This is a genomic window from Caballeronia sp. LjRoot29 (assembly GCF_964252755.1).
In the GTDB taxonomy this organism is placed as follows: Bacteria; Pseudomonadota; Gammaproteobacteria; order Burkholderiales; family Burkholderiaceae; genus Caballeronia.
The window spans coordinates 121,777-147,841 of sequence record NZ_CAXUPU020000016.1; the positions used below are offsets into that span (position 1 = coordinate 121,777).

General features: G+C 59.2%; 22 protein-coding genes. 16 read left to right on the plus strand and 6 right to left on the minus strand.

Translation table 11 applies throughout. The annotated features are described in order from the left end of the window. Positions 1-144 precede the first annotated feature (144 nt). From ACSQ83_RS18890 to ACSQ83_RS18925, 8 genes are all read left to right on the plus strand, one after another. The gene (locus ACSQ83_RS18890; protein ID WP_436229179.1) at positions 145-1,467 is read left to right on the plus strand and encodes an MFS transporter; all 1,323 of its coding nucleotides are present in this window, start codon (positions 145-147) and stop codon (positions 1,465-1,467) included. Between the two features lie 40 nt (positions 1,468-1,507). Continuing rightward, positions 1,508-2,341: a shikimate dehydrogenase family protein gene (locus tag ACSQ83_RS18895; RefSeq protein ID WP_414952935.1), complete on the plus strand. Its 834-nt coding sequence runs from the start codon at positions 1,508-1,510 to the stop codon at positions 2,339-2,341. A gap of 12 nt (positions 2,342-2,353) precedes the next feature. Next, the gene (gene aroQ, locus ACSQ83_RS18900; protein ID WP_414952934.1) at positions 2,354-2,809 is read left to right on the plus strand and encodes a type II 3-dehydroquinate dehydratase; all 456 of its coding nucleotides are present in this window, start codon (positions 2,354-2,356) and stop codon (positions 2,807-2,809) included. 1,427 nt (positions 2,810-4,236) lie between these two features. Then, entirely contained in the window at positions 4,237-5,070 is an 834-nt protein-coding gene (locus ACSQ83_RS18905; RefSeq protein ID WP_414955097.1) for an ABC transporter substrate-binding protein, read from the plus strand. An 85-nt stretch (positions 5,071-5,155) separates the two neighbouring features. Continuing rightward, positions 5,156-5,881: an amino acid ABC transporter permease gene (locus ACSQ83_RS18910; RefSeq protein WP_414955098.1), complete on the plus strand. Its 726-nt coding sequence runs from the start codon at positions 5,156-5,158 to the stop codon at positions 5,879-5,881. A 2-nt stretch (positions 5,882-5,883) separates the two neighbouring features. After that, entirely contained in the window at positions 5,884-6,534 is a 651-nt protein-coding gene (locus tag ACSQ83_RS18915; protein ID WP_436229180.1) for an amino acid ABC transporter permease, read from the plus strand. Continuing rightward, positions 6,531-7,295, plus strand: coding sequence for an amino acid ABC transporter ATP-binding protein (locus ACSQ83_RS18920; RefSeq protein WP_414955099.1), 765 nt, complete (start codon positions 6,531-6,533; stop codon positions 7,293-7,295). The genes ACSQ83_RS18915 and ACSQ83_RS18920 overlap by 4 nt, the downstream gene beginning before the upstream one ends. 101 nt (positions 7,296-7,396) lie before the next feature. Next, positions 7,397-8,176, plus strand: a complete 780-nt coding sequence (locus ACSQ83_RS18925; protein WP_414955100.1) for an IclR family transcriptional regulator — start codon at positions 7,397-7,399, stop codon at positions 8,174-8,176. Positions 8,177-8,225: 49 nt separating this feature from the next. Here ACSQ83_RS18925 and ACSQ83_RS18930 read toward each other — a convergent pair whose 3' ends face one another. The 5 genes from ACSQ83_RS18930 to ACSQ83_RS18950 all read right to left on the minus strand — a co-directional run bounded on the left by ACSQ83_RS18930 (position 8,226) and on the right by ACSQ83_RS18950 (position 12,935). Then, on the minus strand, positions 8,226-9,167 hold the full coding sequence (locus ACSQ83_RS18930) for an ornithine cyclodeaminase family protein (RefSeq protein ID WP_414955101.1): 942 nt from the start codon (positions 9,165-9,167) through the stop codon (positions 8,226-8,228). Next, positions 9,164-10,123, minus strand: coding sequence for a threonine/serine dehydratase (locus ACSQ83_RS18935; RefSeq protein WP_436229181.1), 960 nt, complete (start codon positions 10,121-10,123; stop codon positions 9,164-9,166). The genes ACSQ83_RS18930 and ACSQ83_RS18935 overlap by 4 nt, the downstream gene beginning before the upstream one ends. Then, positions 10,120-10,782: a helix-turn-helix transcriptional regulator gene (locus tag ACSQ83_RS18940; RefSeq protein WP_414970363.1), complete on the minus strand. Its 663-nt coding sequence runs from the start codon at positions 10,780-10,782 to the stop codon at positions 10,120-10,122. Before ACSQ83_RS18940 ends, ACSQ83_RS18935 begins: the two co-directional genes overlap by 4 nt. 106 nt (positions 10,783-10,888) lie before the next feature. Next, positions 10,889-11,689, minus strand: coding sequence for an ABC transporter substrate-binding protein (locus tag ACSQ83_RS18945; protein WP_436229182.1), 801 nt, complete (start codon positions 11,687-11,689; stop codon positions 10,889-10,891). A 70-nt stretch (positions 11,690-11,759) separates the two neighbouring features. Beyond that, positions 11,760-12,935, minus strand: coding sequence for a succinylglutamate desuccinylase/aspartoacylase family protein (locus tag ACSQ83_RS18950; RefSeq protein ID WP_436229183.1), 1,176 nt, complete (start codon positions 12,933-12,935; stop codon positions 11,760-11,762). Between the two features lie 173 nt (positions 12,936-13,108). Between ACSQ83_RS18950 and ACSQ83_RS18955 the strand changes: the two genes are divergently transcribed. The 7 genes from ACSQ83_RS18955 to ACSQ83_RS18985 all read left to right on the plus strand — a co-directional run bounded on the left by ACSQ83_RS18955 (position 13,109) and on the right by ACSQ83_RS18985 (position 23,328). Continuing rightward, positions 13,109-14,236 carry an aminotransferase gene (locus ACSQ83_RS18955; protein WP_436229184.1) on the plus strand — a complete coding sequence of 376 codons (1,128 nt, stop codon included), beginning with the start codon at positions 13,109-13,111 and terminating at the stop codon, positions 14,234-14,236. Between the two features lie 324 nt (positions 14,237-14,560). Beyond that, positions 14,561-14,860 carry a superinfection immunity protein gene (locus tag ACSQ83_RS18960; RefSeq protein ID WP_414955107.1) on the plus strand — a complete coding sequence of 100 codons (300 nt, stop codon included), beginning with the start codon at positions 14,561-14,563 and terminating at the stop codon, positions 14,858-14,860. Positions 14,861-15,431: 571 nt separating this feature from the next. Further along, positions 15,432-17,009 (plus strand): efflux transporter outer membrane subunit, encoded by a 1,578-nt coding sequence (locus ACSQ83_RS18965; RefSeq protein WP_436229185.1) that lies wholly within the window; start codon positions 15,432-15,434, stop codon positions 17,007-17,009. 76 nt (positions 17,010-17,085) lie between these two features. After that, a complete protein-coding gene (locus tag ACSQ83_RS18970; RefSeq protein ID WP_436229186.1) occupies positions 17,086-18,327 on the plus strand; it encodes an efflux RND transporter periplasmic adaptor subunit in 1,242 nt (413 codons plus the stop codon). 11 nt (positions 18,328-18,338) lie between these two features. Further along, entirely contained in the window at positions 18,339-21,677 is a 3,339-nt protein-coding gene (locus ACSQ83_RS18975) for an efflux RND transporter permease subunit (RefSeq protein ID WP_436229187.1), read from the plus strand. 59 nt (positions 21,678-21,736) lie between these two features. Beyond that, positions 21,737-22,369 carry a TetR family transcriptional regulator gene (locus tag ACSQ83_RS18980; RefSeq protein WP_436229188.1) on the plus strand — a complete coding sequence of 211 codons (633 nt, stop codon included), beginning with the start codon at positions 21,737-21,739 and terminating at the stop codon, positions 22,367-22,369. A 104-nt stretch (positions 22,370-22,473) separates the two neighbouring features. Beyond that, positions 22,474-23,328 carry an SDR family NAD(P)-dependent oxidoreductase gene (locus ACSQ83_RS18985; RefSeq protein WP_436229189.1) on the plus strand — a complete coding sequence of 285 codons (855 nt, stop codon included), beginning with the start codon at positions 22,474-22,476 and terminating at the stop codon, positions 23,326-23,328. Positions 23,329-23,438: 110 nt separating this feature from the next. Here the strand turns inward: ACSQ83_RS18985 and ACSQ83_RS18990 are convergent, their stop codons facing one another. Then, positions 23,439-24,494, minus strand: coding sequence for an aldo/keto reductase (locus ACSQ83_RS18990; RefSeq protein ID WP_436229190.1), 1,056 nt, complete (start codon positions 24,492-24,494; stop codon positions 23,439-23,441). Positions 24,495-24,794: 300 nt separating this feature from the next. Here ACSQ83_RS18990 and ACSQ83_RS18995 point away from each other — a divergent pair, with 300 nt between their 5' ends. Then, positions 24,795-25,811 carry an SGNH/GDSL hydrolase family protein gene (locus ACSQ83_RS18995; RefSeq protein ID WP_436229191.1) on the plus strand — a complete coding sequence of 339 codons (1,017 nt, stop codon included), beginning with the start codon at positions 24,795-24,797 and terminating at the stop codon, positions 25,809-25,811. Positions 25,812-26,065: the final 254 nt, after the last annotated feature.

Below are 26,065 nucleotides of genomic sequence, written 5' to 3' on the forward strand. Positions count from 1 at the left end.
TGAATACCCGGCGACCGCGGCGAGCTTCAATGTTGTGCGGGCTTATGCTCCAGGATCGCCGCCGGGATCACCACGCCAATAACATCGCTCGCGAAACACACTCGCAGGGTGGGTATATCTCTACTTTGAGTCAGGAGACGCCTCATGCAAGACGTTCATAAATCCCCGGCGGTGCACGCCGGCGCCGCGGTCCGCACACGCTCGCGTACGCGCTTCGTGATCCTCGCGCTGCTCGCCTTGGGCACCATGATCAACTACCTTGACCGTACGGTCCTCGGTATTGCCGCGCCGACGATGACCAAGGAACTCGGTATCGACGCGGCCGTGATGGGGATTGTCTTCTCCGCGTTTTCATGGACCTACGCGCTTGCACAGATACCCGGCGGCGTCTTCCTCGATCGCTTCGGCAGCAAGGTCACGTACTTCCTTGCATTATCGTTCTGGTCGCTCTTTACGTTGTTCCAGGGATTCGCCGTTGGCCTCAAGTCATTGCTGCTGTTTCGTTTTGGCCTGGGCGTTAGCGAGGCGCCGTGTTTCCCTGTCAACAGCCGCGTGGTCGCCACGTGGTTTCCGCAGCACGAGCGGGCTCGCGCGACCGGGATCTATACGGTGGGGGAATACCTCGGACTTGCGTGTTTCGCACCGGCGCTGTTCTGGATCATGGGCAACTTCGGCTGGCGTGCATTGTTCATTGCAGTCGGCGTTCTCGGAATTACGTTCGGGATCGTGTGGTGGATCTTTTACCGCGAGCCGCGCGATTCGAAATCCGTCAATCAAGCCGAGCTCGACTACATTGCCGCTGGCGGCGGACTCGAGCCGCCCGGCGGACAGCAAACGCTGGCGTTCTCATGGAGTAACGTCGGCCGGTTGCTCAAGCGCCGCCAGATCGCAGGTGCTTGCCTCGGCCAGTTCGCGGGCAATACCACGCTGGTCTTTTTCCTGACCTGGTTCCCGACTTATCTTGCGACCGAGCGCCACATGGGCTGGCTCAAAGTGGGTTTCTTCGCCGTCATGCCGTTCCTTGCGGCAGCGGTCGGCGTGATGTTCGGCGGCTGGGTGTCCGACCTTCTGCTCAAGCGAACCGGCTCGGCCAACATTGCCCGCAAGCTGCCGATTATCGTCGGTTTGCTGGGGGCATCGACCATCATTTCGGCGAACTTCGTCAACAGCGACGCGATGGTCATCACCATCCTTTCTATCGCGTTCTTCGGGCAAGGCATGGTCGGACTTGGCTGGACGCTGATCTCGGACATCGCGCCGAAGAACCTGATGGGCCTGACCGGCGGCATCTTCAACTTCTGCGCGAACCTTGCGGGTATTGTCACGCCGCTTGTGATCGGCGTGATCGTGGCGAAGACCGGCTCGTTCTCCTATGCGTTGGCTTACGTCGGAGCAGCCGCGCTGATTGGTGCGCTGTCCTATGTGTTTATTGTCGGCGATGTACGCCGCGTTGATTTAGCCGATTGATTTGACCGACTGAGCGGCGAACTTATTAAGGCATGCAACCATGATTAGCGGAAAAACCACCCTGATTGCTCACCTCGGTTATCCGACGGAGGGATTCAAGGCGCCCATGATCTATAACCCCTGGTTCGAGCAGAACGGCATTGACGCAGTGGTGATGCCGATGGGCGTGAAGCCGGAAGACTACATAGACGTGCTGCCGTCGTTGTTCCGGCTGACCAACATTCGCGGCGCGCTGGTGACCATGCCGCATAAGGTCACGACGGCGAGGCTCGTCGATGAACTGACACCGACGGCTCGCATCGCCGGCGCGTGCAACGCCATTCTTCGACGCCCTGACGGCACGCTGCTCGGCGATCAGTTCGATGGTGCGGGGTTCACGCGAGGCGTCGAACGAAAGGGCCGGCCGTTGAAGGGCGCGCGTGCGTTTGTACTTGGCAGCGGCGGCGTGGGCTCGGCTATCGCGGCATCGCTGGCGGCGGCGGGCGTCGCGGACCTTGCTCTCTTCGATACCAACACCCCGGCAGTCGAAGCCCTCGCCGATCGCTTGCGCAAGCACTATTCGCAGCTTGTGGTCACGACAGGGTCCAAAGATCCTGCGGGTTACGACGTGGTCGTCAATGCAACGCCGCTCGGTATGAACGAGGGCGACCCGTTGCCATTCGATATCGACCGCATTTCGTCCGGCACGTTCGTTGGCGAGGTCGTCATGAAGTCCGAATACACACCGTTGCTGCGCGCTGCCAAAGAGAAGGGCTGTGCGGTGCAGGTCGGTACCGACATGCTCTTCGAAATGATACCGGCCTACCTTGAATTTTTTGGTTTCGGCACGGCCACGCCTGAGCAACTGCGCGCGGTTTCGCAGATCAAATATTGATGAGGTGGTGTCATGAAGAAGGTGCTCGTTCTCAACGGACCTAACCTGAACCTGCTGGGCCAGCGTGAACCCGCGCAGTATGGGTCCGACACGCTTGCTACGATCGAGGCGCTTTGCATGGAGGCCGGTGATCGGCTCGGCGTGGAGGTGGAGTGCCGGCAGTCGAATCACGAAGGTGTGCTGATCGACTGGATTCATGAAGCGGGTCGCGAGATAGCGGCGGGCAACATGCTGGGCGTTGTGATGAACCCGGGCGCTTTTACACACACGTCGATCGCGTTGCATGATGCCATTAAGGGCGCGAGCGTCACGCTGATCGAGTTGCATATCTCTAATGTCCACGCGCGGGAATCGTTTCGTCACCATTCGTATATTTCGCCGGCAGCGCGTGGGATTATCGTGGGTCTGGGTGTCAAGGGTTATGCGCTTGCGATTGATGCGTTAGTGCAGGTGTCGGAGGTTAAGTAGGCTAGCGGAGTTGTTGGAAGTTTTAGCTTTACGTATGATTTTTCTCTGGATTTGGTTTTGTGGCTATCAGGAAATTGGTTTTCGTTTGCACTTGGGGTGGATGGGGTGGTTCGAGGGTTAATGGTTTGGTTCAATGTCGGGTTGCACGGGTTTGGCGTTAGCGGTTCTGATTCAATGCCGGGTTGCTGCTTTCCAGGTCTTCGCGCGTTTAGTGTTAGCTGATTTCTTTATCACTGTTAGCCACTGCGCGTGGCGGCGCGTCATTTCTTTGTCCAAAGCGACAAAGAAACGAAGCAAAGAAAGCGCTTTTAACAGCTCTACCCTAAGTGTCCACAGCGTGCAGTTTTGATTCATGGGTGCCCCAAAAGCACGGTGCTCGCCAGAGCTTAGGATGTGTGAACCCCTCCTTCTCGCGAATCCTGACAGTAAAACGCTTCGCCCCGTACGCTCTCGGGCAAGCACCCGTGTTCCACGGATCAGCACGGCTACACGCGTTCTTGCCGCTACGATTTTTCGTGGGTTAGCTACTTGGCCAGCCCATTTATTTTAGCGGGTAAAGGCATGCGTCTGCGTGGCCCGGTTCGGAGGTCGGTTGGCGACGTGGTTCGTCGTGCGTACAAATTCGGAGGTTGGTTCACGCGGATAGCGCGGGGTGCTCTTCGGGCAGGTTCACTCACTGGTGGCGAAGCGTGGGGTATCTGTGTTCGGAGAAAGAGGGGTTCACACATCCGTGGCTCTGGCGAGCACCGTGCTTTTGGGGCACCCATGAAATGGAACTGCACGCTGTGGACACTTAGGGTAGAGCTGTTAAAAGCGCTTTCTTTGCTTCGTTTCTTTGTCGCTTTGGACAAAGAAATGACGCGCCGCCACGCGCAGTGGCTAATAGTGATAAAGAAAACAGCTAACGTAAAACCCGCGAAGACCTGGAAAGCAGCAACCCGGCAATGAACCCGACCGCTAACGCAGAACCCGTGCAACCCGGCTTGAACCCGACCGCCAACTCCACGTCCCGCTAACCCCAGGTTCACCCAGCCCATCTCCCTTGCCTAGACCTGGCAAACCTCCCCATATCAAGCTCTGCGCAACGAGCATTCGCAACGCTTACGGCGTCAGTAATCGAACCAAAAGGCCGGATCCAGACGCTCAAAACCGCCGCTCCAAATCAGCGCGATTCCCCATTGCCACGTGTTTTTTTCTGTGAAAGACTTCGTTCATCTGCTGTGCCGGACATGATTCCGATATATCAGACACGCGGTACAACTCGCTCTACCCGGCTTGGCCGCGCTTTCACGCGGCACCGAGCCGTGCGCAATATCGTTATATGCAGGCCCTTGCGCCCGCACAGTGAGGGCGTTGAATCCAGGGTCCTCTCTGGTCGCCGCCGTTGTCCCTGAACTGACATTTTCACTTTCAAGGCTGAGACCCAAATGAGACTTGTCAAAATAAGCGCACGTATCGCCTGTTCACTCGCGGTGGCCGGTCTGTTGACGCTAGTTGGCTGTACGAAGGTCGCCACGCCCGCTCAAGATGGTTCGGCTGAGTCCACGCTAAAGGCGGTCCTGCAGCGCGGCACACTGCGTGTCGGCGACTGCCTGAGCTTCGCGCCCTTCGGTTTTTATAACAAGGACGGTGCCGCCGACGGTTACGACGTCGATCTGGCGAAAGAGCTCGCAAAGCAAATGGGCGTGAAGCTGGAAGTGGTCAATACGACGAGCGCCAACCGTATTCCAAACCTGCAGACCAGCAAGGTCGACGTGGTGTTCTGCAACTTCACGCGCAATCTGGAACGGGCCAAGGAAATCAGCTTTACGAATCCCTATGTAGTGGCCAGCGAGGCGCTGCTCGTCAAGAAGAGCAGCGGTATCAAGTCGATCAAGGACATGTCCAACCGCACCATAGCTACCGTCAAGGGATCGACGAATGGCGACGAAGTCCGGGCGCTGAACATGCAGGTGAAGATCCAGGAATTCGACAGTTCGCAGGCCGCCATTCTCGCGGTAAAGCAAGGCCAGGCCGACGCGATGATCGAAGACAATAACTTCCTCGCATATCAGGCATCGCTCGACCCCGACTTGACCGTGACCGACGAAGCGCTGGTTCCGCTTGAATACAACGCGTTCGGCGTGAAGGCGGGCGATCAGATCTGGCTCGATTACCTGAACCTGTTCTTGTTCCAGATCAACGCGTCGAAGCAGAATGCCCAGCTCTACAAGAAGTGGTTTGGCGCTGACCCGCGTTTCCCGCTGAATCCGCAGTACTAAGCCGCAGCACTAAAGCCACGGTACTGATGCCACAGTACTCAATGCCACGCGGCAAGCATCGCGCAAGGCTGACGACGGAGGAGCAATGAGCTATCAATGGGTGACCCTGTCGGGCTATCTGAACGACTTTGTCAGGGCGGCGTGGCTGACGCTTCAGGTCACACTGCTAGCCTTCGTCGTCGCGATGCTGCTCGGCCTGCTGGCTGCACTGGCCAGCACGTCGCGCGTCGCGGTGCTGCGCGCGATATCGAGTTGTTATATCGAAGTGATCCGCAACACGCCGGTGCTGCTGCAAATCTTCATTGTTTTCTTCGGCCTGCCATCAATGGGCATCACGCTCGATGCCTACACGGCCGGCGTGATCGCGCTCGGCGTTAACGTGGGTGCCTACCTCGCCGAAGTGTTCAGGGCGGGTATTCAGTCCGTGCCGCGTGGTCAACTGGAAGCAGCTTCTATTCTCGGGCTGGAGCGTTCGCAGATCTTCACTGAGGTGGTCATGCCGCAGGCCGCGCGGGCGGTTTATCCCGCGATCGTGAACAACCTGATCCAGCTTCTGCTAGGGACGTCGCTGCTATCGGCTATCGCGCTGCCGGAGCTGACCGGCATGGCGACCGTGATCAATGCGCGCACGTTGCTGTACATCCAGACGTTCACGATTACGCTGATTGCATATTTGGTACTGAGCAACTTCTTGTCGTGGGTCGCCGGGATGATCGGCGCGAGGCTGTTTCATCCACCGCTCGTACTGGCAAAACGCGCGCGCCGGCCATTGTTCATGAGGCGCCGCGTGAGCGCTGGAACCGGAGAGTGACCATGACAAGCGACCTGTTGACGTCCAGCCTTCCCATCCTGCTTCAAGGTCTTCTAACCACGCTGATTCTCTCAGTAGCGGCAATAGTGGGCGGTACGCTTGTGGGGCTGCTGGCGGCTGTTTTACGAACCTTCGGACCCTGGGGTAGCCCTCGTCTCGCGAGGCTTTATACCGAGCTCTTTCGCGGCACACCGGTCCTGATCACGCTGATGTTCATCTACTTCGGCGTGTCGTACTTTGGTTACGCGATCGACGTATTCGCCGCCGGCGTGATCGGGCTCAGCGTGTACCAAGGTGCCTATATCGCGGAGGTTTTCCGCTCGGGAATCGAGTCGGTCCAGAAGGGGCAGTGGGAAGTCTCCCAGATCCTTGGGCTTAGCAAGACGCAGGCTTTTTTCTCGGTGATCCTGCCGCAGACGGGAAAGATCGTGCTGCCGCCATTGATCGGTCAGTACCTGTCCCTCATCAAGGATACATCGATTGTCAGCATGATCGGCATGTCGGAACTGATGCATCAAGGCCAGGCGATTGTCGACCGGATCGGCAAGCCGGTGGAGATCTATGGCCTGGTTGCCGTGCTGTATTTCATCGTGTGCTTTCCCCTGTCGCGGTGGGTGCGCCGCCATGATCGAAGAAGGAGCCTGTTGTCATGAATACCGCCATTGCATCCGAGTCCGTCATCAAACCTATCATCAACTTGAGCGGCGTCACCAAGTCCTTCGGCACGACCCAGGTGCTCAAGCAGATCAATCTCGAAGTGCGCCAGGGCGAAGTACTCGTCCTGATCGGCGCCTCCGGTTCGGGCAAGAGCACCGTGTTGCGAATCATGAGCGGTCTTGAAACGGCTGACGCGGGCGAGGTCTGGGTCAACGAAGTACCGCTGCACGACGCGCGCCGCGCACGCGAGATTCGGGGTCATGTAGGCATGGTGTTCCAGCAGTTCAATTTGTTTCCGCACAAGAACGCGTTGGGGAATGTTTCGCTGGCCTTGATCAAGGCACGCAAGATGAATCCGGCGGACGCACGCAAGCGTGCGATGGAGGCACTGGACCGCGTCGGTCTCGCCGATCGCGCGGATCATTATCCAAGCCAGTTATCGGGCGGGCAGCAGCAGCGCGTTGCCATTGCACGCGCACTCGCCGTGGAGCCGGGCATCATGTTCTTCGATGAAGCCACCTCTGCGCTCGATCCGGAACTCGTCGGCGAAGTCACCGAGGTCATGCGCGGCCTTGCGCGCGATGGCATGACCATGGTGGTCGTCACGCACGAAATGGGGTTCGCGCGCAAGACGGCGGATCGCGTGGTGTTCATGGACAAGGGCGTGATAGCCGAACAGGGCGCGCCTGAGCAGATCTTCGTGAACCCGCAAAACGAGCGCACGCAACAGTTCCTGCACCGGGTACTCGACCATTGAGTGCGACTGGTGCGCAGCCGCCGTTTGCAAGCGCTCACGCGCCAGGCTCGCGCCAAACAAAGACAAGCCAAGCGAATCATACTGCCGACGGAGTTCGAGTCATGTCTGTAACGGAATCTTCGAGGGCGAGGGGTGTCGACCGGGTCGTCTCCATCCTCAAGCAATTGCATAGCGTGCGACGTCCCATGACCATGCGCGAACTGATCGAAGCAACGGGTGCGCCGCGTTCAAGCATCTATGAACTCGTGACAATTTTGACCGAGGCCGGTTGGCTGGAAGCGGGCGCGGACGGCAGCGTATTTTTTGGCCGTGAGATGCACTACTACGGGTCCGACTATGCGGTCCACAACGACCTGATCAGCCGCGCGCACCAGGCCATCCTCGGCCTTGTCCGGAGCCACGACGAAACAGCGCAACTCTGCATGCTGGAGGGGAACAAGTACACCGTCGTGCTGTCGGAGAACAGCTCGCGTCCGTTCAACATCAGTTCGGACATAGGCGTGAAAGTCCCTATTCCATGGACCGCATCCGGCCGCTTGCTGCTAGGTCACTTGAGCGCGGACGAGATTCGCGCATTGATTCCGCAAGAAGACTTCGTGCTCGACAACGGTAAGCGAATCGAAGTGCCCGAATTCCTGGGCGATGTCGAGCGCGCCGTGCAACAAGGATATTTCTGCACGGAAGGCCTGTCCCACACGTTCCGATATTGCATGGCCGCGCCCGTGCGCGACAAAAACGGACAAGCGGTGGCGGCGCTGTGTTTCATGACCAGCCGCGACACTGATTCAAACAAGCGCGCGGCGATGCTCGAAGACCTCATACGCTCGGCGAAGACGTTATCGCAGCCGTACTACGGCATGAGTTTCAGCGCGGCGGGTTGATCGCGGCAAGCGCCGTGACCGCGCTGAAATTGCGAGCCGTCAAAAACGTTCAAATCCCCAAGCTACCCGCAATCTGCACGTCCTGCACTGCCACGCCGGTGAGGTCGGCCACCGTGATCTGGGCAGAGTCGGTATCGTTGCGCGCGCGCTGGCCGGCGTCCAGCAGTGCGCCGAGTTCAAGCAACTGCGCGGGTTGAATCAGCCCGGCAGCCAACGCATGCGAGATCTCGCCGTATTTGCTGCATTGATCGATTGAGTCCACCACGATCACCCCGGCCCGGGCAACGATTGCCGGATCGAGTTCCTGCTTGCCCGCGCCGTCGGCGCCGACTGCAGTGATATGCGTGCCGTTGCGGATCCAGTCCGAACGCAGCAAGGGTCCGCGTGATGGCGTCGTGGTTACGATCAGGTTGGCGTGCGCCGCAACGGCTTCCGCGGAGTCCATCGCCCGCACATTGAAGCCGCGTTCCGACATCTCTTCCACGAATAGTCCGCGATTTTTCGCGGTCGGTCCCCACACGAATATGTCCCTGCAGTCAGTCACCGGCTGCAGATATTCAAGCTGCAATCGCGCCTGCTCACCACTGCCGATGATGCCGATTCCGTGCACCTCGCGCGGTGCAAGCAAACGTGCCGCGAGTTGTCCGGCGAGCGCGGTACGCACGCAGGTGAGCCAGCCTTCATCCTGCAACAGCGCGACCGGTTCACCTGTCGTGGCGGAAAAAAGCATGATCAGCCCGTTGTTGCTCGGCAAGCCTTGCTTGGGGTTATCGTAGAAGCCCGTAGACACCTTGACCGCGAAAGCTGCTGCGCCGTCGACATAAGCAGACTTGACACAACAATCGCCGTTGACCGCATCGAACTGGAAGTTTTGAACCGGCGGCACCTGCACGGTCTTGCGGGAGTAGGCCACAAAACCTTCTTCAATCATGCGCACCGCGCGTTCCATATTGAAGCGCGCGATGATCTCGTCTTTCGTCCAGATTTTCACTTAACAGCCTCGATGAATTTATTGAGCATGATGTTGCGTCCGCACAGCACCACGGCTACCGCACCGCCTTGGTACTGGTGGCTAAGCTGCAGCATTGACGCCAACGCGACGCCGGCCGCGCCTTCCACCATCCAGCGGTCTGTTTGCGCAAGCAGTTTCATGGCCGCCTTGATTTCTTCCTCCGTTACCAGGGACGTGCCGGTCATGATCTCCCGGGCAATATCGAAGGTCACGGAGCCGGGTTCGACACCACCGGCAGTACCGTCAGAAATCGTTTCGGTTTCCTCAACGTCCATGATTTTTCCTGCTTTCAACGAACTATACAAAGCGGTCGAATTCGCCGGCCAGCAGCCGATCACATCGGTTTTCGGACTCAGCGTCTTGACTGCCGTGCCAATGCCGGAAATCAGCCCGCCGCCGCCTACCGAAGCGAATACGGCAGCAAGATCGCTTGCTTGCTCATGCAGTTCCATGCCGATCGTGCCCTGACCGGCTATGACATCCAGGTCGTTATACGGCGACACGAATGCCATGCCCTTGAGCTTTGCCTGCCGGGCGGCTTCCAGTTCGACGGCCAGGGTTGTATCGTTTAGCGTGATGACCTCGGCGCCGAGCGCTCGAATAGCGTCGAGCTTGATCGCCGCTGCGGATGTGGACGCGTAGACCGTGACGGGCACGCCCGCGAGCTTGCCCGCGAGCGCCACGCCCTGACCATGATTGCCGCTCGATACCGTGAGCACGCCGTTGCGGCGCGCATCTGCATCGAGCAGGCGGAGCTTGTTGGTCGCGCCGCGAAACTTGAACGAGCCGGTATGCTGCAGATGCTCGCACTTCAGGTATACCTCGCATCCGGTTGCCTTCGACAACATCGGACTGAACGCAAGCGGTGTCACGCTCACTTGCGGCCGAATAGCGCGATGCGCTTCCTCAATGTGCTGAAACAGATCATTCGTCACTCGTTGCCCCTCAGTTCCTTCAGGTAATTGAACACCGTGGCGCGGCCGATCGACAGCACCTTCGCCACGTAGTTAGCCGCACTCTTGCCCTTGAATGCGCCTTCCTCATGCAATGCTTCTATGAGCGCCCGCTTATGCTCGCGCGTCAGCATGGACAACGCCAGCTTGCGTTCCTGCAGCCAGTGATTGAGAAAGATGTTCACGCGCTCCTGCCAGTCGTCCTGGAACAGCTTCTCGGGCTGCGGCTGGAGCGCGGTGCTGGAGAGGAGCAGGTCAAGTGCCTGCCTTGCCTGCTCCAGCGCCGCAATATGAAAATTGATGCACATGACGCCAATTGCCTGACCCTCGTCACTGCGCACGACAATACTGACCGAGCGAATCTTGCGGCCGTCCCAGCCCAATTTTTCATACGGGCCGATCACGCTTTCATCGGGATCGAACTCGATGTCGTCGAGCGATGATTCGTCTCCCAGTTCGCGTTTTGACTGGTTGTTGGCCACATGCACCACGGTTTGCGTGTTGAGGTCGTGGATAACGACCTCCGTGTACGGCGGAAACAACAGGACGATACCGTCAGCGATGGCGCTGTAGCGACCGAGCAACTCGGCCGACGGTTGTGGCTCGCTGCGCTTGACCGCTCGCTTGGGCGGCGGCTTCACTAAGAGCTCAGAAGCTTGTCCAGAAGCTATTTTCGGGTTACGTGCTTTGGTCATTGTTCGATATTGATTCGTGCGGAACAGTCGTGCGATGTTCCGCACGTGCGGCTTAGTCGACCGCGAGATCGACCGTAAAATATTTCTTCAACAGCGTTTGGTAAGTGCCGTTGCGCTTCAGCTCCACGAACGCGCCGTTGAGCGCGTCGACCAGTTCCTTGTCACCCTTGCGCACGCCGATACCCACCCCTGTGCCAATGACCTTTGCGTCCTTGACCGCCGGCCCCGCGAATGCAAAACCTTTGCCTGTGGGCTGGTTCAGGAAGCCGAGGCTCGCGGCAGTCGCATCAACGAAGGTCGCGTCCAGCCGTCCCGCGGCCAGGTCGGCGTAGACCAGGTCCTGGGTTTGATAGCTGACTACATCCACGCCCTTCGCAGCCCACGCTTCCTTCGCGTATTGCTCCTGGATCGAGCCCTGCAGCACGCCTACCTTATGCGATGCCAGCGATGCCGCCGTGGGCTGCAAAGTGCTGCCCGTGCGTGCCACCAGTTGCGCCGGCGTTCGGTAAAGCGGCTGGGTGAAATCGATCTGCTCGCTGCGCTTTGCGTTGATGTTCATCGCTGAATCTATAGCGTCGAACTTGCGTGCTTGCAGCGCGGGTATCAGGCCATCGAACGCATTCTCCACCCACACGCATTTCGCTTTCAACTGCGCACACAGGGCGTTGCCGAGATCGATGTCGAAGCCTTGCAGCTTGCCGTCCGCTGTCTTCGATTCGAACGGCGGGTAGGACGCTTCCACGCCGAAGCGGATGGTCGAAATCTCCTTGGCCTGGACCCGCACCGATACCGACATGGACGCCGCCGCACATAGCGCAACCGCGAGCATGGCACTTAACGCATTTTGCCTCATGACTATCCTCACTTCCGCGTATTTAAAGAATGAAAAGGTCCAGGAGAAAACGTGGCCAACCTTGATGCCGCTAAAAGTCGTTGAGCAATTGACCCGGTTTTCTATGAGGCAGCGGCTCTTTGCCCGCGAGCAAGGCGACCCGTTGGCCGGGCCGCACGAGCTTCATGTATTGCTGCACGACCACCAAGCCATCGACGTCGCTGAAGACCGGATGACGCGCCGCGCCAATAACGCCATGCAGCGGAATAATCTCGGCAATGAGCTCACCGGTTTTGACCGCATCGCCGGGCCGCTTCTTATAGGAGACAAGACCGCCGACGGGTGCCGGCACATGCGACACGCCTTCGAGCGGGCACACCATCACCTCGTGCTCAGCGAGCGGGCGTACATGGTCGTGGTTGTCAGTATCGACATCAATAAGGCCGCGCAAAGCGAGGTATTGCAAAATGCCCTGGGCATCGGCACGTGCGAAATCGTCTGACACATCAGCCTGCCCCCGAAGTTCGATCGACGTGCAAAACGCGGCGTGTTCATCATCGATCACGCCTGCTTTTTTAAGCACCGACCAGCATTGTGCGATGGCTTCGTCGAACGGAGTTCCGCCCGCGACATCCTCAAGAAACACGGCCTTGATCTGCATGCATCGAGCCAGTGCGACAGCTTGTGCGCGCTGGCTGCGATTGCTGTACAGGTGGAGGATGCCGTCCGTATCGCAATGCAGGTCAAGCACGATGTCGTGCTGCAACGCTTCAGTCAGGAGCGCTGCCTTCATGGCCGCGACGGGGTCGAGCGGCGCTATTTCTGTCGCCACATCGGCGAACAATGCCTTCGCGCGCTTGACGTCGTTATGGCCGATATCGCGAGTAGCCAGCGCCGTTTCCACCCGGCTGGTCAGATTGGGAAAACGGCGGTTGAAGTTTTCGCCGTTGTCGAGATTGAAGCGTCCGGCATGCGCGCCGAACACACGCTGACCCAGACCAACAGGGTTGGCGAACGGCCTCACGACGATCCGTCCGCGAATGCGGCCTGCATTATCCAGCAGGACCAATGCCTCAAGCAGATGCTGGATCACCAGCAGCCCGGGCAACTCGTCAGCATGCAAACCCGCTTGTATATAAGCACTGAGGTGCGACCCAACCGAACCAGCGGACCCATCCGACGCGCCCTCGAAGTTGTGTTTCAACAGGCGATGCGAGGCGCCCGGCGAGAGGCTGGGCAACTCGGAATGTTCAGTCGATAGCGTCATGTCGTTTATCGAAATGTACTTGTTAGTCTAAGATAGACTGTAAAATATAATTGGTCAAACGGAAAGTTAGCTGCGTCGATGCCGGCCGGTTCAGCGAGATGAACTCGTCCGGTTGTGTTTTTTCGCTCATCATTTGGGCTATTGTTAGCGATAGCTGATCCACGGAGATTGCAATGAAGATCAAGGACTTTCTTGTCGAACGCTGGATGGACCGGTACGAGCATGAAGCGCGCTATAACCTTGCTGAAACCTGCGTCGAATCATTGACAGTCGCGCAGTTGCTCGATCTGACGGGCAAGCGGGATAGTCTGCTCGACGAGCTTCTGCCGATGAAGCTGACCTATGGCGCGATCGAAGGTTCGGACCGGCTGCGGGCCAACATCGCGGCTTTATATGAGCGGCAGACGCCGGAGAATATTGTTGTGACGCACGGCGCCATTGGCGGTAATGCGCTGGTGTACGAGACGCTGATCGAACCCGGCGACCGGGTCATCGCGGTGTTGCCGACTTACCAGCAGCATTACTCGATTCCCGAAAGTTATGGCGCGGATCTGCAGACCGTGACGCTGCGCGAAGAGAACGGCTTTCTGCCGGATCTCGACGAGCTTCGCAAACTGGCAAAACAGAAAACCAAGCTCATCGCCATCAACAATCCGAACAACCCGACGGGTTCGCTAATGGATGAAGCCTTCCTCAAGGAGGTGGTGGCCATCGCTCAATCGTGCGGCGCATACCTCTTGTGCGATGAGGTTTATCGGGGCACGGATCAGGAAGGCTCAGGGTTCACCGCCTCTGTCGCTGATCTTTGCGAGCGGGGTATCAGCACCGGAAGCATGTCGAAGACGTGGTCGCTGGCCGGGTTGCGGCTGGGATGGATTGCCGGACCGGTCGAGCTGATTCGCGCGGTGTGTATTCATCGTGACTACAACACCATCAGCGTAGGCATGATCGACGATTATCTTGCGTCCATTGCGCTTGAGGCCAAGGACAAGATTCTTGCGCGTAACCACGCCATCACGCGGACGAATCTTGCAGTGCTCGACGACTGGATTGGCAAGGAGTCGCTGGCGTCGTATGTGAAGCCCAAGGCCGCGACGGTATGTCTGGTCAAGTTTGATGTCGATATGTCGTCGACCGAATTTTGTACTTCGCTGATCGAGGCAACCGGCGTGATGTTCACACCGGGCAGCGCGTTCGACATGGAGGGATATATCCGGATTGGTTTCGCCAACCCGCTCGATGTCCTTCAAGAGGGGTTGACCAAGGTATCAGTTTTTCTTGAGGACATCGGACGCCGCTAAGCGCCAGCACTGGAGTGACGGCAGCCCGGAAATTTCGGCCTAAGAATGCAACCCCGGGCCGGCTTCTTCACAACGCGGCTCGGCACGACGTCCGTATAGGTATCCTTAGCATGCGTGTCGTCCGACATTCCTTAAGAGCGCCTTAAAGCCGGCCGTCATGTTTTGTCAGGTTTAACCGCGGCTTAAACCGCGATTCTTGCGTTCGGGCGAATAATGTATTCGCGGAATATCTCTTTAAGTTAAATACCTGTAATCGTAGTATTGAGTTTATCTTTTTGGACAAATGGCAATTCTCTGACGTCATGTGTCCGGCTGGAGGTGAACATGCTTCGCTACCTGTTTGAAGGTGTTGCGGTTACGGCCGCAGTCGTGGTGTATTTCCTGCCGGCCATCCTGGCTGACCGCAAAGGGCGTCGCAATGTCTTGTTGCTGGCGCTGCTGAACGCCTTGTTCGGCTGGACGGTGGTGTGCTGGATCGCAGCGCTTTACTGGGCGCTTCATCCCGATAGCCAGGGGAAAATAGTTCGCACTGTCCGGGCTACGCGGCGCACGCAGGCTCAGGCTACTGTTGCCGCAATAGTAGATAGAGCGCGCAGACGCGCGGACGCAGGACATATCAGGTGAGAAGTTCGGATATTGATCGCGTATCGCTAAGGTACGACGATTAAACCGAATGGTCGACCCGACCTGAGTTTTCGTTTGCCTGACGAAATGTTCGATGACCGTAAGCAGTAGAAACTTACGGTTCGAATAGCTTTGGAGCTAGCGCTCCTCAAGCCGGCAAGTGCGCGGCTTATTCGATGGACCGCATCGAATTCACAATTTCCGCCGCATTTTTCCAAATATTTCAGGTTCGACCAAGCATGCATCGTTAGCGTGAGGAAGAAGCTTATGCATTGAATTACTGGATGTATTGCTAACTAAATCGCTAGTGACTTCCGAGTGTCGGACAGACCTAGCCTTCACTCCAGATTGCCTAAAACAATTAGATGCGACGCGACATCGATTGTCATCCATGTTTCTTGCGCGCTCAAATCTGCAAGTTCTTCTATGGCTGGCTAGAATACGATCCATCTCGTTGTTGGACTGCTTATCCGGTATGCAGAACGAGTCTGCATGAGACCGGCGGAAGCGCTAAGGGACCATGGATGGAACCCGGTTAAGCGCTGACTCCGATCGACACAGGAGACTTCACTTGAAAGGTGATTGTCGGACCTCGGATGTCACTTATGTAAGTACTGCACGCTTTCGATTGCGGCGTGTGGTGAAGGGTGGCGTCGCGTTTATCGTCGCCACATCCCTCGCTGCGTGCATGGTCGGCCCGGACTATCGCAAGCCCGAGGTCCAGATACCCGAAGGGTTCAAGGAGGGCGTCGACTGGCATCGCGCCGAAGCGAATCCGCAGGCCGCGATCTCGAGCACGTGGTGGCGCATGTACGGCGACGACAAACTCAATGGCCTGGTCGAGCAGTCGTTGAAGGCCAACCAGTCGATTGCGTCGGCGGAAGCCGCTTATCGCGTCGCGCTCGCCACCGTTCAGTCCCAACAGGCCGGCTTGTTTCCGATCGTCACGGCCGGTGTATCCGGTGCGCGTTCTGGCGGCAACATTGGAGGACTCGCCGCGAGTTCCGGTTCATCTGCCGCAGCGGGCAACAGCGTGCTCGCCAGCGGGACCGTGAGTTGGGAACTGGACCTGTGGGGACAAATACGGCGCGAGATCGAGCAGGCGAAAGCGAACGCCCAGTCATCGGATGCGCAGCTTGCCGGTGAACGCATCTCGATCACGGCGAGTGTCGTCACTGACTACTTCCAGTTGCGCCAGGCTGATTTCGACACGCACGCGCTGAAGGAACAGCAGGACGTCGACAGCCAGATTCTGTCGATGGTCCAAACCGGCTTCAAAGAGGGCTTCGCGTCGAACGACGACGTACTGGTCGCGCAGGAAAATCTCGAAACGATCATCGCCGACTTGCAGGCGACCGAAACAACGCGCGAGCAGGACGAGCACGCAATTGCCGTGTTGACCGGCGTGCCGCCGGAGACATTCTCCGTTGCCGCCGATCCAAACTATTCCTTCCTTACGCCTGCCGTACCGCCGGCACTGCCTTCGCAATTACTCGAACGGCGCTATGACGTGGTCAGTGCCGAGCGCACGGCTGCGGCGGCCAATGCGGGCATAGGCCTCGCCGAAGCTGCGTTCTATCCGTCGCTGACGCTCTCGGCTGAAGGTGGTTTCGCGCACAACACGTTGGCACATCTGTTCACGGTCCCGAACCGCTTCTGGACGCTTGGCCCCCAACTCGCGGAAACGATTTTCGACGGCGGCGCCCGCACGGCCGCTGTGCGCGGCGCGCGCGCGACCTACGACGAAGACGTCGCGATCTATCGGAACACGGTCCTGACTGCGTTCCAGAGCGTGGAGGACAGCCTGTCGTCGATGAACCACCTGCGGGAACAGGCCGGCGCGTTCGCGAAGGTGTACGACAGCAACAGCCGGTTGTTCGCGAGCGAGCAGGCGCAGTTCGATGCCGGCGCGGTTAGTCAGCAGAGCTTGCTGACGCAACGGCTGACATTGCTCGAGGCGGAGCAGAATCTGCGCGACACGCAAGCGTTGCTCGCCGAGAGTAACGTGCAACTCGTCAAGAACCTGGGCGGTGGCTGGCAGCGCGATGACGCAGAGGTCGCCTCGATGCCGGCCGTTGCTTCATCGCATGTTTCATCGCCCGTTTCGCAAGTGCCAGTGCAGCCTGCCTCGGAGGCGGTCGCGGACTGACTTACAAGCTGTTCCATTCGACTCCAGCACGCAGCGGAGCCCGCGCGCGCTGAACTCAAGCAAGAACGGAGTTCTCATGACGTCACGTTCTCAGCGCTCGGCGCTGTCGTATCTGTGTCTGATCGTGCTCGCCGCCTGCTCGAAAAGCACGCCGCCGCCGCCGCCCACGCAAGTTGCCGTGGTGAAGGCGCAGTCACAATCGGTGCCGCTTGAACGTCAGTTCGTCGGCCGGCTTTCGCCTTACTACAGCGCGAACGTAACGGCCCGCGTGTCCGGCGTGTTATTGCGGCGCAATTACACGGAAGGCTCACAGGTGCGCGCGGGGCAGTTGCTGTTCGAGATTGATCCAGTCTTTTATCGCGCGCAGCTCAACAATGATCTCGCGTTGTTGGCCGAAGATCAGGCCACCTACGTCAATGACCGCATCACCGCCGTGCGCAATCGCAAGCTGCTGCCGGTCGGTTCGGTCTCGCAGCAGACCGTCGACAATTCCGATGCCGCCGAGCGCAGCGCCGCAGCCAAGGTCAAGGCGGACCAGGCGACTGTCGAGAGCGCACGGGTCTCGCTCAACTACACACGCGTGACGGCGCCCATAGGCGGTATCGCCGGACAACAGCAAGTGACGGCGGGCGCGGTGGTCGGCAACGGCACGTCAGACGCGGGTGGCAGCGGCACGCTGCTGACCACGGTTCAGCAGATCAATCCGATGTACGTGAACTTCACGATCAGTTCGGCTGACCTCGCGACGCTGCAGGATTCCCAGAGCGCGGGCTCAGTCGACCTGTCACAGCAGAGTCACACCACGGTGCGAATCGCGCTGCCTAATCGTGTGGCGTATGGCACGGCGGGCACGCTCGATTTCTCCGACGTATCGGTCAATGCGGCGACCGGTGCGGTCAACCTGCGCGCGCTCGTTGCGAACCCGCAGCGGCGTCTGCTGCCCGGCATGTATGTGACGCTGACGGTTAACTTCGGTCAGCAGAACAATGTGTTCCTGGTTCCGCAGCAGGCCGTCCAGCGCGACACGGTCGGCGCGTTTGTGTTCGTGGTCAACGCGAACAACAAGGTGGGCCGCAAGGACGTTGTGGCGACCGATAGCCTCGGCAATAACTGGATCGTCACGCAAGGGCTCGCTGACGGCGACCAGATCATCGTGACCGGCGTGCAGATGGTGAGGGAAGGCGCGCCCGTGAAGACGGTCGCGTGGCAGCCGCCTGCTGCGTCTAATGCGGCATCAGCTACCGCGGCGGCTTCGACGGCACCTTCGACCGCGCCGGTTTCCACAGCATCAGCGGCTTCGGCCGGCTCGGCCCAGTAGGAGAAACGCACATGCCGAGTTTTTTCATCAACCGCCCCGTCTTCGCCTGGGTTATCGCGATCCTGATCTGCCTGTTCGGCATCATCTCGGTGCACGGCATGGGGATCGATTCGTACCCGGACATCGCGCCGCCGGAAGTGACCGTCACTGCGCAGTATCCAGGCGCGAGCGCCCAGACAATGGAATCGACGGTGACGCAGGTGATCGAGCAGCAGCTCACCGGCATCGACAATCTGCTGTACTTCAGTTCGACGTCGAGCTCCAATGGTCAGACGCAAATCACCCTCACGTTCGCGACCGGCACCAACCCGGATATTGCGCAGGTGCAGGTGCAGAACAAGGTCACGCTCGCCCAGCCGCTGCTGCCTTCGCAGGTCACGCAGCAGGGCGTCGTGGTGGCCAAGGCGAGCCCTGACATCCTGTTGTTCGTCGCGCTGCAATCAGACAACCCGTCGATTGATGCTGGGCGTCTCTCCGACATCCTCGCTTCGCAGATCCAGCCTAATATTGGCCGCGTGAACGGTGTTGGCAATACCACGCTGCTTGGTTCGGAGTACGCAGTGCGTATCTGGCTCGACCCGAACAAGCTGCAGAGTTATGGCTTGTCGACGACCCAGGTGCTCAATGCCGTGAGCTCGCAGAATGCACAGTTCGCAGCAGGCTCGCTTGGCGCGGATCCCGCGGTGAAAGGGCAGGTGTTTACGGCGAACGTGACGGGCGATAGTCTCTTTTCGTCGATCAAGCAGTTCCAGGACATCATTATTCTCGCCAACAACAACGGCACCACGGTCAAGCTCTCCGACGTGGCGCGTGTTTCGTTCGGCTCGCAGACCTACGGTTTCGCGCCGGTCTATAACGGCAAGGCGGCGGGAGGCATGGCTGTGTTCCTGCTGCCGGGCGCGAACGCGCTAGCGGTCGCGAAGGCGGTCAAGGCCGAGATGGCGACGCTGGCGAAGGATCTTCCGGAAGGCGTCACATGGAGCGTGCCTTACGACACCACGCCGTTCATTACCGCGTCCATCGTGGACGTGATCCGGACGCTCGTCGAAGCAATCGTGCTGGTGTTTTTCGTGATGCTGATCTTCCTGCAGAATCTGCGCGCGACGATCATTCCAACGCTCGTGATTCCGGTCGCGCTGCTCGGGACGTTCATTGGCCTGTCGGCGCTGCATTACACGCTCAACCAGTTGACGCTGTTCGGCATGGTGCTGGCGATCGGTATCGTGGTCGACGATGCAATCGTCGTGATCGAAAATGTAGAACGCATCATGACCGAGGAGCATCTGGAGCCACGAGCGGCGACCCGCAAGGCGATGGGCCAGATCACCGGCGCCATCATCGCGATCACGGTGGTGCTGTCCGCCGTGTTCATCCCGTCCGCGCTGCAGCCGGGCGCGACCGGCATTATCTACGCGCAGTTCGCACTGACCATTGCAGTGTCGATGGGATTCTCCGCGTTCCTCGCGATGTCGTTTACCCCATCGCTATGCGCGGCGATCCTGAAGCCCGAACACGCAACGGAAAAGAACTGGTTTTATCGCTGGTTCGACCGCACGTTCGACTGGACGACGAAAAAATATATCGGCCAGACCGCTCGCGCCGTCACTCATGCGCCGCGCTGGATGATCGTATTCGTGCTCGTCGTGGTGCTGACGGGTTTTCTCTATACGAAACTGCCGACCAGCTTCGTGCCCGATGAAGACCAGGGTTTCGTGCTCGCCCTCATCAACCTGCCGCCCGGTTCGACGCTGCAGAGTACGGACCACGTGATGACGGAGGTCCGCGACAAGCTTTCGAACAGTCCCTTCAGCAAGGAGATCGTAGCGATCTTCCAGCCGGAAGGTTTCAGCTTTGTCGGTACGAGTGAAAACGTCGGCATGTCCTTTATCAAGCTGGCGGATTGGGACAAGCGCCATGACACCGCGATGACTTTGATTCCGAAGATCAACCAGACCCTGCATGGCATCACCGATGCGCAGATCTTCGCGGTGAATCTGCCGACCATTCGCGGTCTCAGCCAGTTCGGCGGGATCGACATGTATCTGCAGGCACGTGAAGGCCAATCGCGCGCAGAGCTTGGCCAAGCCACGGGCACGCTGCTCGCGGGAGCGACGAAGAGCCCGGTGCTGTTCGGCATCCGCCCCAACTCGTTGCCGAGCGCCCCGCAACTCGACATCGCGGTGGACCGTACTCAGGCCCAGGCAATGGGCTTGTCGCTAAGCGATGTCTACTCCACGCTCCAGACAGAGCTCGCGCCGTTTTATATCGATCAGTTCACTTACGGCGGGCGCGTGAAGCGCGTCTATATCCAGGCGGATGCGCCGTACCGGATGGGAATCGACTCGCTCCAGCATCTTTATACGCCGAGCCTGTTCACCAACGGCACCGGTTCGGCCTCGGCTGCGAGCAGCACGGTTGCGTCGAACGGCTTCACGACGCCCGTCGACCCGTCTCCTGCGAATACATCGATCAGCCCTTACAACATGGTGCCGCTCGCGAGCGTAGTGAATGCCAAATGGAGCTTTGGACCCACGGTGCTGCCGCGCTACAACGGCTACTCCGCGATCGAGATCGTCGGCAACTCCGCCCCGGGCTACTCGACCGGACAGGCGATCAACGTGCTGCAGAATATTGTGGACCGCCAGTTGCCGACGGGTTTCGCGGCGGACTGGACCGGTCAGTCGTTCCAGGAATTGCTGTCAGGGTCGTCGGCGATCACGCTGCTGTTGCTGTCGATCGTGGTGGTGTTCCTGTGCCTTGCCGCGTTGTATGAAAGCTGGTCAATTCCGGCCGCTGTGCTGCTCGTCGTGCCGCTTGGCATGCTCGGGATGCTGGCGTTCTGTCTCTTGTTCGGTGTACCAAATGATATCTACTTCAAGATCGGTCTCGTGACCGTGATCGGCCTCGCGGCGAAGAACGCGATCCTGATTGTCGAGTTCGCGGTGGAGGGCCAGCAACAAGGCATGACGCTGCGCGATGCCGTCCTGAGCGCGGCTCGTCTGCGATTGCGCCCGATCCTGATGACATCGATGGCCTTTATCCTCGGTGTGTTCCCGCTCGTTATATCGTCGGGAGCAGGCGCTGCTTCGCGTCACGAAATTGGTACTGGCGTGATCGGCGGCATGTTGTTTGCGACCTTCCTTGGGCTACTGCTGATTCCGGTGTTCTATGTGGTCGTCCGGAAATTGCTTGGCGACAAGCTCGACGAGGTATCGCACAAGATGCCCCACCACGGTGACGGCGATGGAGATAGCCAGGGTGGCCACGATGGCAACCCGCCGGGCGGTGGCGAGCATGACGGTGGCGGCACAGGCCGCGCGAACCCCGCAGGGGAGGGCACGCCAGCCTAGCGAGACTCCGCGCGCCGGATGTGGCGCGCTCGATTAGCCATGCACCGGCGCAGCGAGAGATGAAACGAACACGGCAACAGGCGCTGGAAACGCGCGACCGGATTCTCGACGCGGCCGAGTGGGTCTTCTCCGAGCATGGCGTTGCCCGCAGGACGCTTGAAGACGTCGCGATGCGGGCGGGCTTCACGCGCGGCGCGATTTATGGGCACTTTCGCAACAAGGTCGAACTGTTTGTCGCGATGACAGACCGCGTCATGTTGCCGATGGAGATGCTGGTCCTGGCATCGGCCGATGCCGAAGAGCCGGATCCGCTCGGCAAGATACGGCAACTCCTGGTGTTCTGTCTTCGCAGGACCGCGGTGGAACCACACAGCCGCCGCGTGTTTGAAGTCCTGTTCACGAAGTGCGAGTACACACGCGACATGGATCTTGTATTCGATCGACAACGCAACGCCACCCGCAACGGCAGAAAGCAGCTTGAGCGGGTGCTGCAAAATGCGATCGCAAGAGGTCAGTTGCCGTCCGACCTTGATACGGTTCGCGCATCCGGCATCGTGCATGCGTTTCTCGACGGCGTGTTGCGAGACTGGCTGCTGGAGCAGGATTCGATCGTCCTGCCGCGTGATGCCGAGAGTCTGGCGGATGTATGCATTGGCATGCTGCGGCAATCGCGTTCGTTGCGCAGGATGTGACGATGTCAATTCGCGCTTGTGACCGCGCTTTCTGATTGAGCGGAGCTAACTCAGGGATAATTGACACCGTAGGGTGCCTGGCACTCGTCCACGAAGGATCATCGATGACACACTTTGCTTTCACTGCCGGATCGGTCGCCGTTATCACGGGCGGTGCTGCCGGTATCGGCCTCGCCGCTGCCAAGCGATTCGCGCAACGCGGACTTCGCGTCTGCATCGCGGATCTGGGCGCGGATCGACTCGCACACGCAGCGCAGGAAATCGCCGCTGTGGCAGCCCATGGAGCGGACGATGTCATGGCTATCGAGACCGACGTCAGCCGCACCGAGGACCTGAGCCGACTGGAGACGGCGGTTCGAGATCGCTTCGGCGGCACCGATATCCTCATGAACAACGCCGGCATTCAACCGGGCAGCGCCGTGTTCGGTCCGGTCGCGAACTGGGAGCGGGTGCTTGACGTCAACCTGTGGGGAGCGATTCGTGGCACTCAGGCTTTCGTTCCTGCAATGATCGCGCGCGGCCGGCCGGGTCTGGTTATCAACACCGGCTCCAAGCAAGGGATCACTACACCGCCCGGCGACCCGGCTTATAACGTGTCCAAGGCCGGCCTGAAGGCGTTCACCGAAGCGCTGCAGCACGAGCTGCGCAACACGCCGGATTGCAAGCTCAGCGCTCATTTGCTGATCCCGGGTTTCGTGTTCACCAACCTTGCCGCGCATGGTCGCCGCGAGAAGCCGGCCGCTGCCTGGACGCCTGAGCAAACCGTCGATTTCATGCTGGAACGCCTGGATGCCGGCGACTTCTACATTCTCTGCCCCGACAACGACGTACCTCGTGCCCTCGACGAACGGCGCATCCTGTGGGCGGCGGGCGATATTGTGGAGAACCGTCCGCCGTTGTCGCGCTGGCATCCGGATTACAAGCAGGCGTTCGAGGCGTTCAGCAAGAAAACCGACTGACTGACTTTCGATCACGGTGACATTCGGTATCCTTAGTATTGAAGAATCATTGCTCACGGGCGCTCTCCATAGCAGAGCGCCTGAGAGCGACTGGATCAAATCAGATCAGCCTAAGCCTTCAGATGCGGTCCGAGTAGCGACAAATCCGGTCCGCCAAGACGGTCGTGTGCGGTTTGCACCTGGTGCCAGTACGGGTAGAGCAGGGGCGGGGCGCTTACCTTGTCGAGTCGCGCGCGCTGTTCATCTGTCAACGTGAGATTCGCCGCACCAAGGTTGTCGCGCAGTTGCGTTTCGTTGCGTCCACCGATGATTACCGACGTGACAGCAGGCCGCCCGAGCGTCCACGCTAGCGCAACTTGTGCAGCCGAGACGTTGTGTTCGCCGGCGATCTCGAGCAGTACGTCGACGATCGACCACAGCCGTGCTTCGTCGCGGATTGGCGGCTCGGTCCATCCGGCGAGCTGTCGGGTGCCTTCTGGCGTTGCGTCGCGGCGATGCTTGCCTGAGAGCAAGCCGCCCGCCAACGGGCTCCAGACCAGGATGCCCAGTCCCTGATCGAGTGCAATGGGTGCGAGCTCGTACTCCGCTTCGCGTGCTTCGAGCGTGTAGTGAATCTGTTGGCTTACAAAACGCGGCAGGCGATCCCGTTCGCTCACATGCAATGCTTTCATCAGGTGCCAGCCCGAGTAGTTCGAGCAGCCGACGTACCGGATCTTGCCTTGCTTGACCAGCAAGTCGAGCGCTTCGAGCGTCTCTTCAAGCGGCGTCAGCCCATCCCATTGATGAACCTGGTAGAGGTCGATTACATCGGTCTTGAGGCGGCGCAGGCTCGCCTCGCAAGCCTGGATCAAGTGATGCCTCGAGAGACCCCTGTCATTCGGGCCTTCGCCCATTGGAAAGCGTGCTTTGGTGGCGATCAGCACGCCGCCCTTGCGTTTGCCGCCGAGCGCCTCGCCGACGATTTCCTCCGACGCGCCATTCGAATAGACGTCGGCCGTATCGATCAGGTTGACGCCAGCGTCGATACACATGTCAATCTGCCGGCGCGCTTCGTCCAGGCCGACTTCGCCGACGTTCGCAAATTTGCCCTTGCCGCCCATTGTCATGGTGCCAAGTGTGATGGTTGAGACCTTGAGGCCAGATCGACCGAGTTGACGATATTCCATGATGAAGCTTGTCTCCTGAGAAAGTTGCAGAGGATTCAGGACCGGCGCGCGGTCACGTTTCATTCGCCTGTGCGGGGAAGTCGTGCATATTGTGTCTATTGTGTCCGTTTATCTCCGTTGGTGCGCTCAACTGCGCGACGTTATCGGAGATGCTCCGCAACCGCGCCGCATTCAAAAGATAGCGCATGCTTTTTGCTTGAGCAAACATCCGTATCGCAATAGCGATATGCAGGCTGGCGATAAGCCCGGCTTAAGCCCGATGTATAAGGCCGCTGCCCTGCCGACCCGCGGGGAGGATCTATGCGAGGAAGTAATAACAAGGTACGCGCTGCAATTCTTGCCGGTGTGGTGTCGCTGTTCGCGGCGTGTGGCGGTGGCGGCGGAAGCGGCTCGAGCGGCGCGGCTGCGCCTGCGGGCGGCATCGATCTGCAAGTCGTCTCTTTCGGCGACAGTTTGTCCGACGTCGGGACTTATGCGCCAATCGCCAGCGCGGTCGGCGGCGGCCGTTTCACGACCAATCCGGGACAAGTGTGGACTCAGGATGTCGCGCAATATTACGGCGATACGCTCACCGCGGCTTTTACGATCAACCTCGCTCACGAGTTAAGCGCGCAAGGCGGCCTTGGCTACGCGGAGGGCGGCTCCACGGTGGCAACGCCGGCTGACCAGAATGACTTCCTGACTGACGTGATCGGCAATGTAGAAATGCCTGTCAATCAGCAGGTTTCGAGCTATTTATCTGCTCACGGTAGTTTCAACTCCGGTCAATTGGTGCTGGTCTGGGCTGGCGCTAACGATGTGCTTCGTGCCGGGTCACTGCCGGCTGCCGCGCCGGTCGTGCAGACGGCAGCAACCGCTTTGGCTCAAATTGTCGGACAGATTGTGCAGGGCGGCGCTACGCATGTCGTAGTGGTCAATGTCCCGAATATTGGGCTGACGCCTAAGGGCATTACTTCATCCGATGGCGGCGCAAACCTGACGCAGTTATCGCAGTTGTTTAATAGTGACTTGAATGCCGCCTTGCAGGCGAATGGTCTGCAAGGCAAGGTAATCCAGGTCGATTCCTACACATGGACGGATCAAATCATTGCGAACTTCCAGGCGAATGGCTTTGCTGTATCGAATACGAGCACGGCTTGCGACCCTGCGAAAACGCCCGATGACACCGCGTTGCTGTGCTCGCCGGCGACATATGTGACCTCCAATGCAGATCAAACGTATATGTTCGCTGACGATATTCATCCGTCGACGCGTCTGCATACGCTGTTCGCTCAATATGTGGAGCAGCAAGTCGCCGCGAGTGGGTTGGGTCGGTGATGCTGTGGGAAGGTGATTTGCTGGCGATGACTGGTCGATAGCGTTGTTGGTCCCCATCTGGTTGCGCACGAGGCTTTACTGTTAGTGGGGTCTGTGGTCGGGGTCGATGCCGGGTTGCACGGGTTCTGCGTTAGCGGACGGAGTCAATGCCGGGTTGCTGCTTTCCAGGTCTTCGCGCGTTTTATGTTAGCTGATTTTTTTCGCTCTATTAGCCACTGCGCGTGGCGGCGCGTCATTTCTTTGTCCAAAGCGAC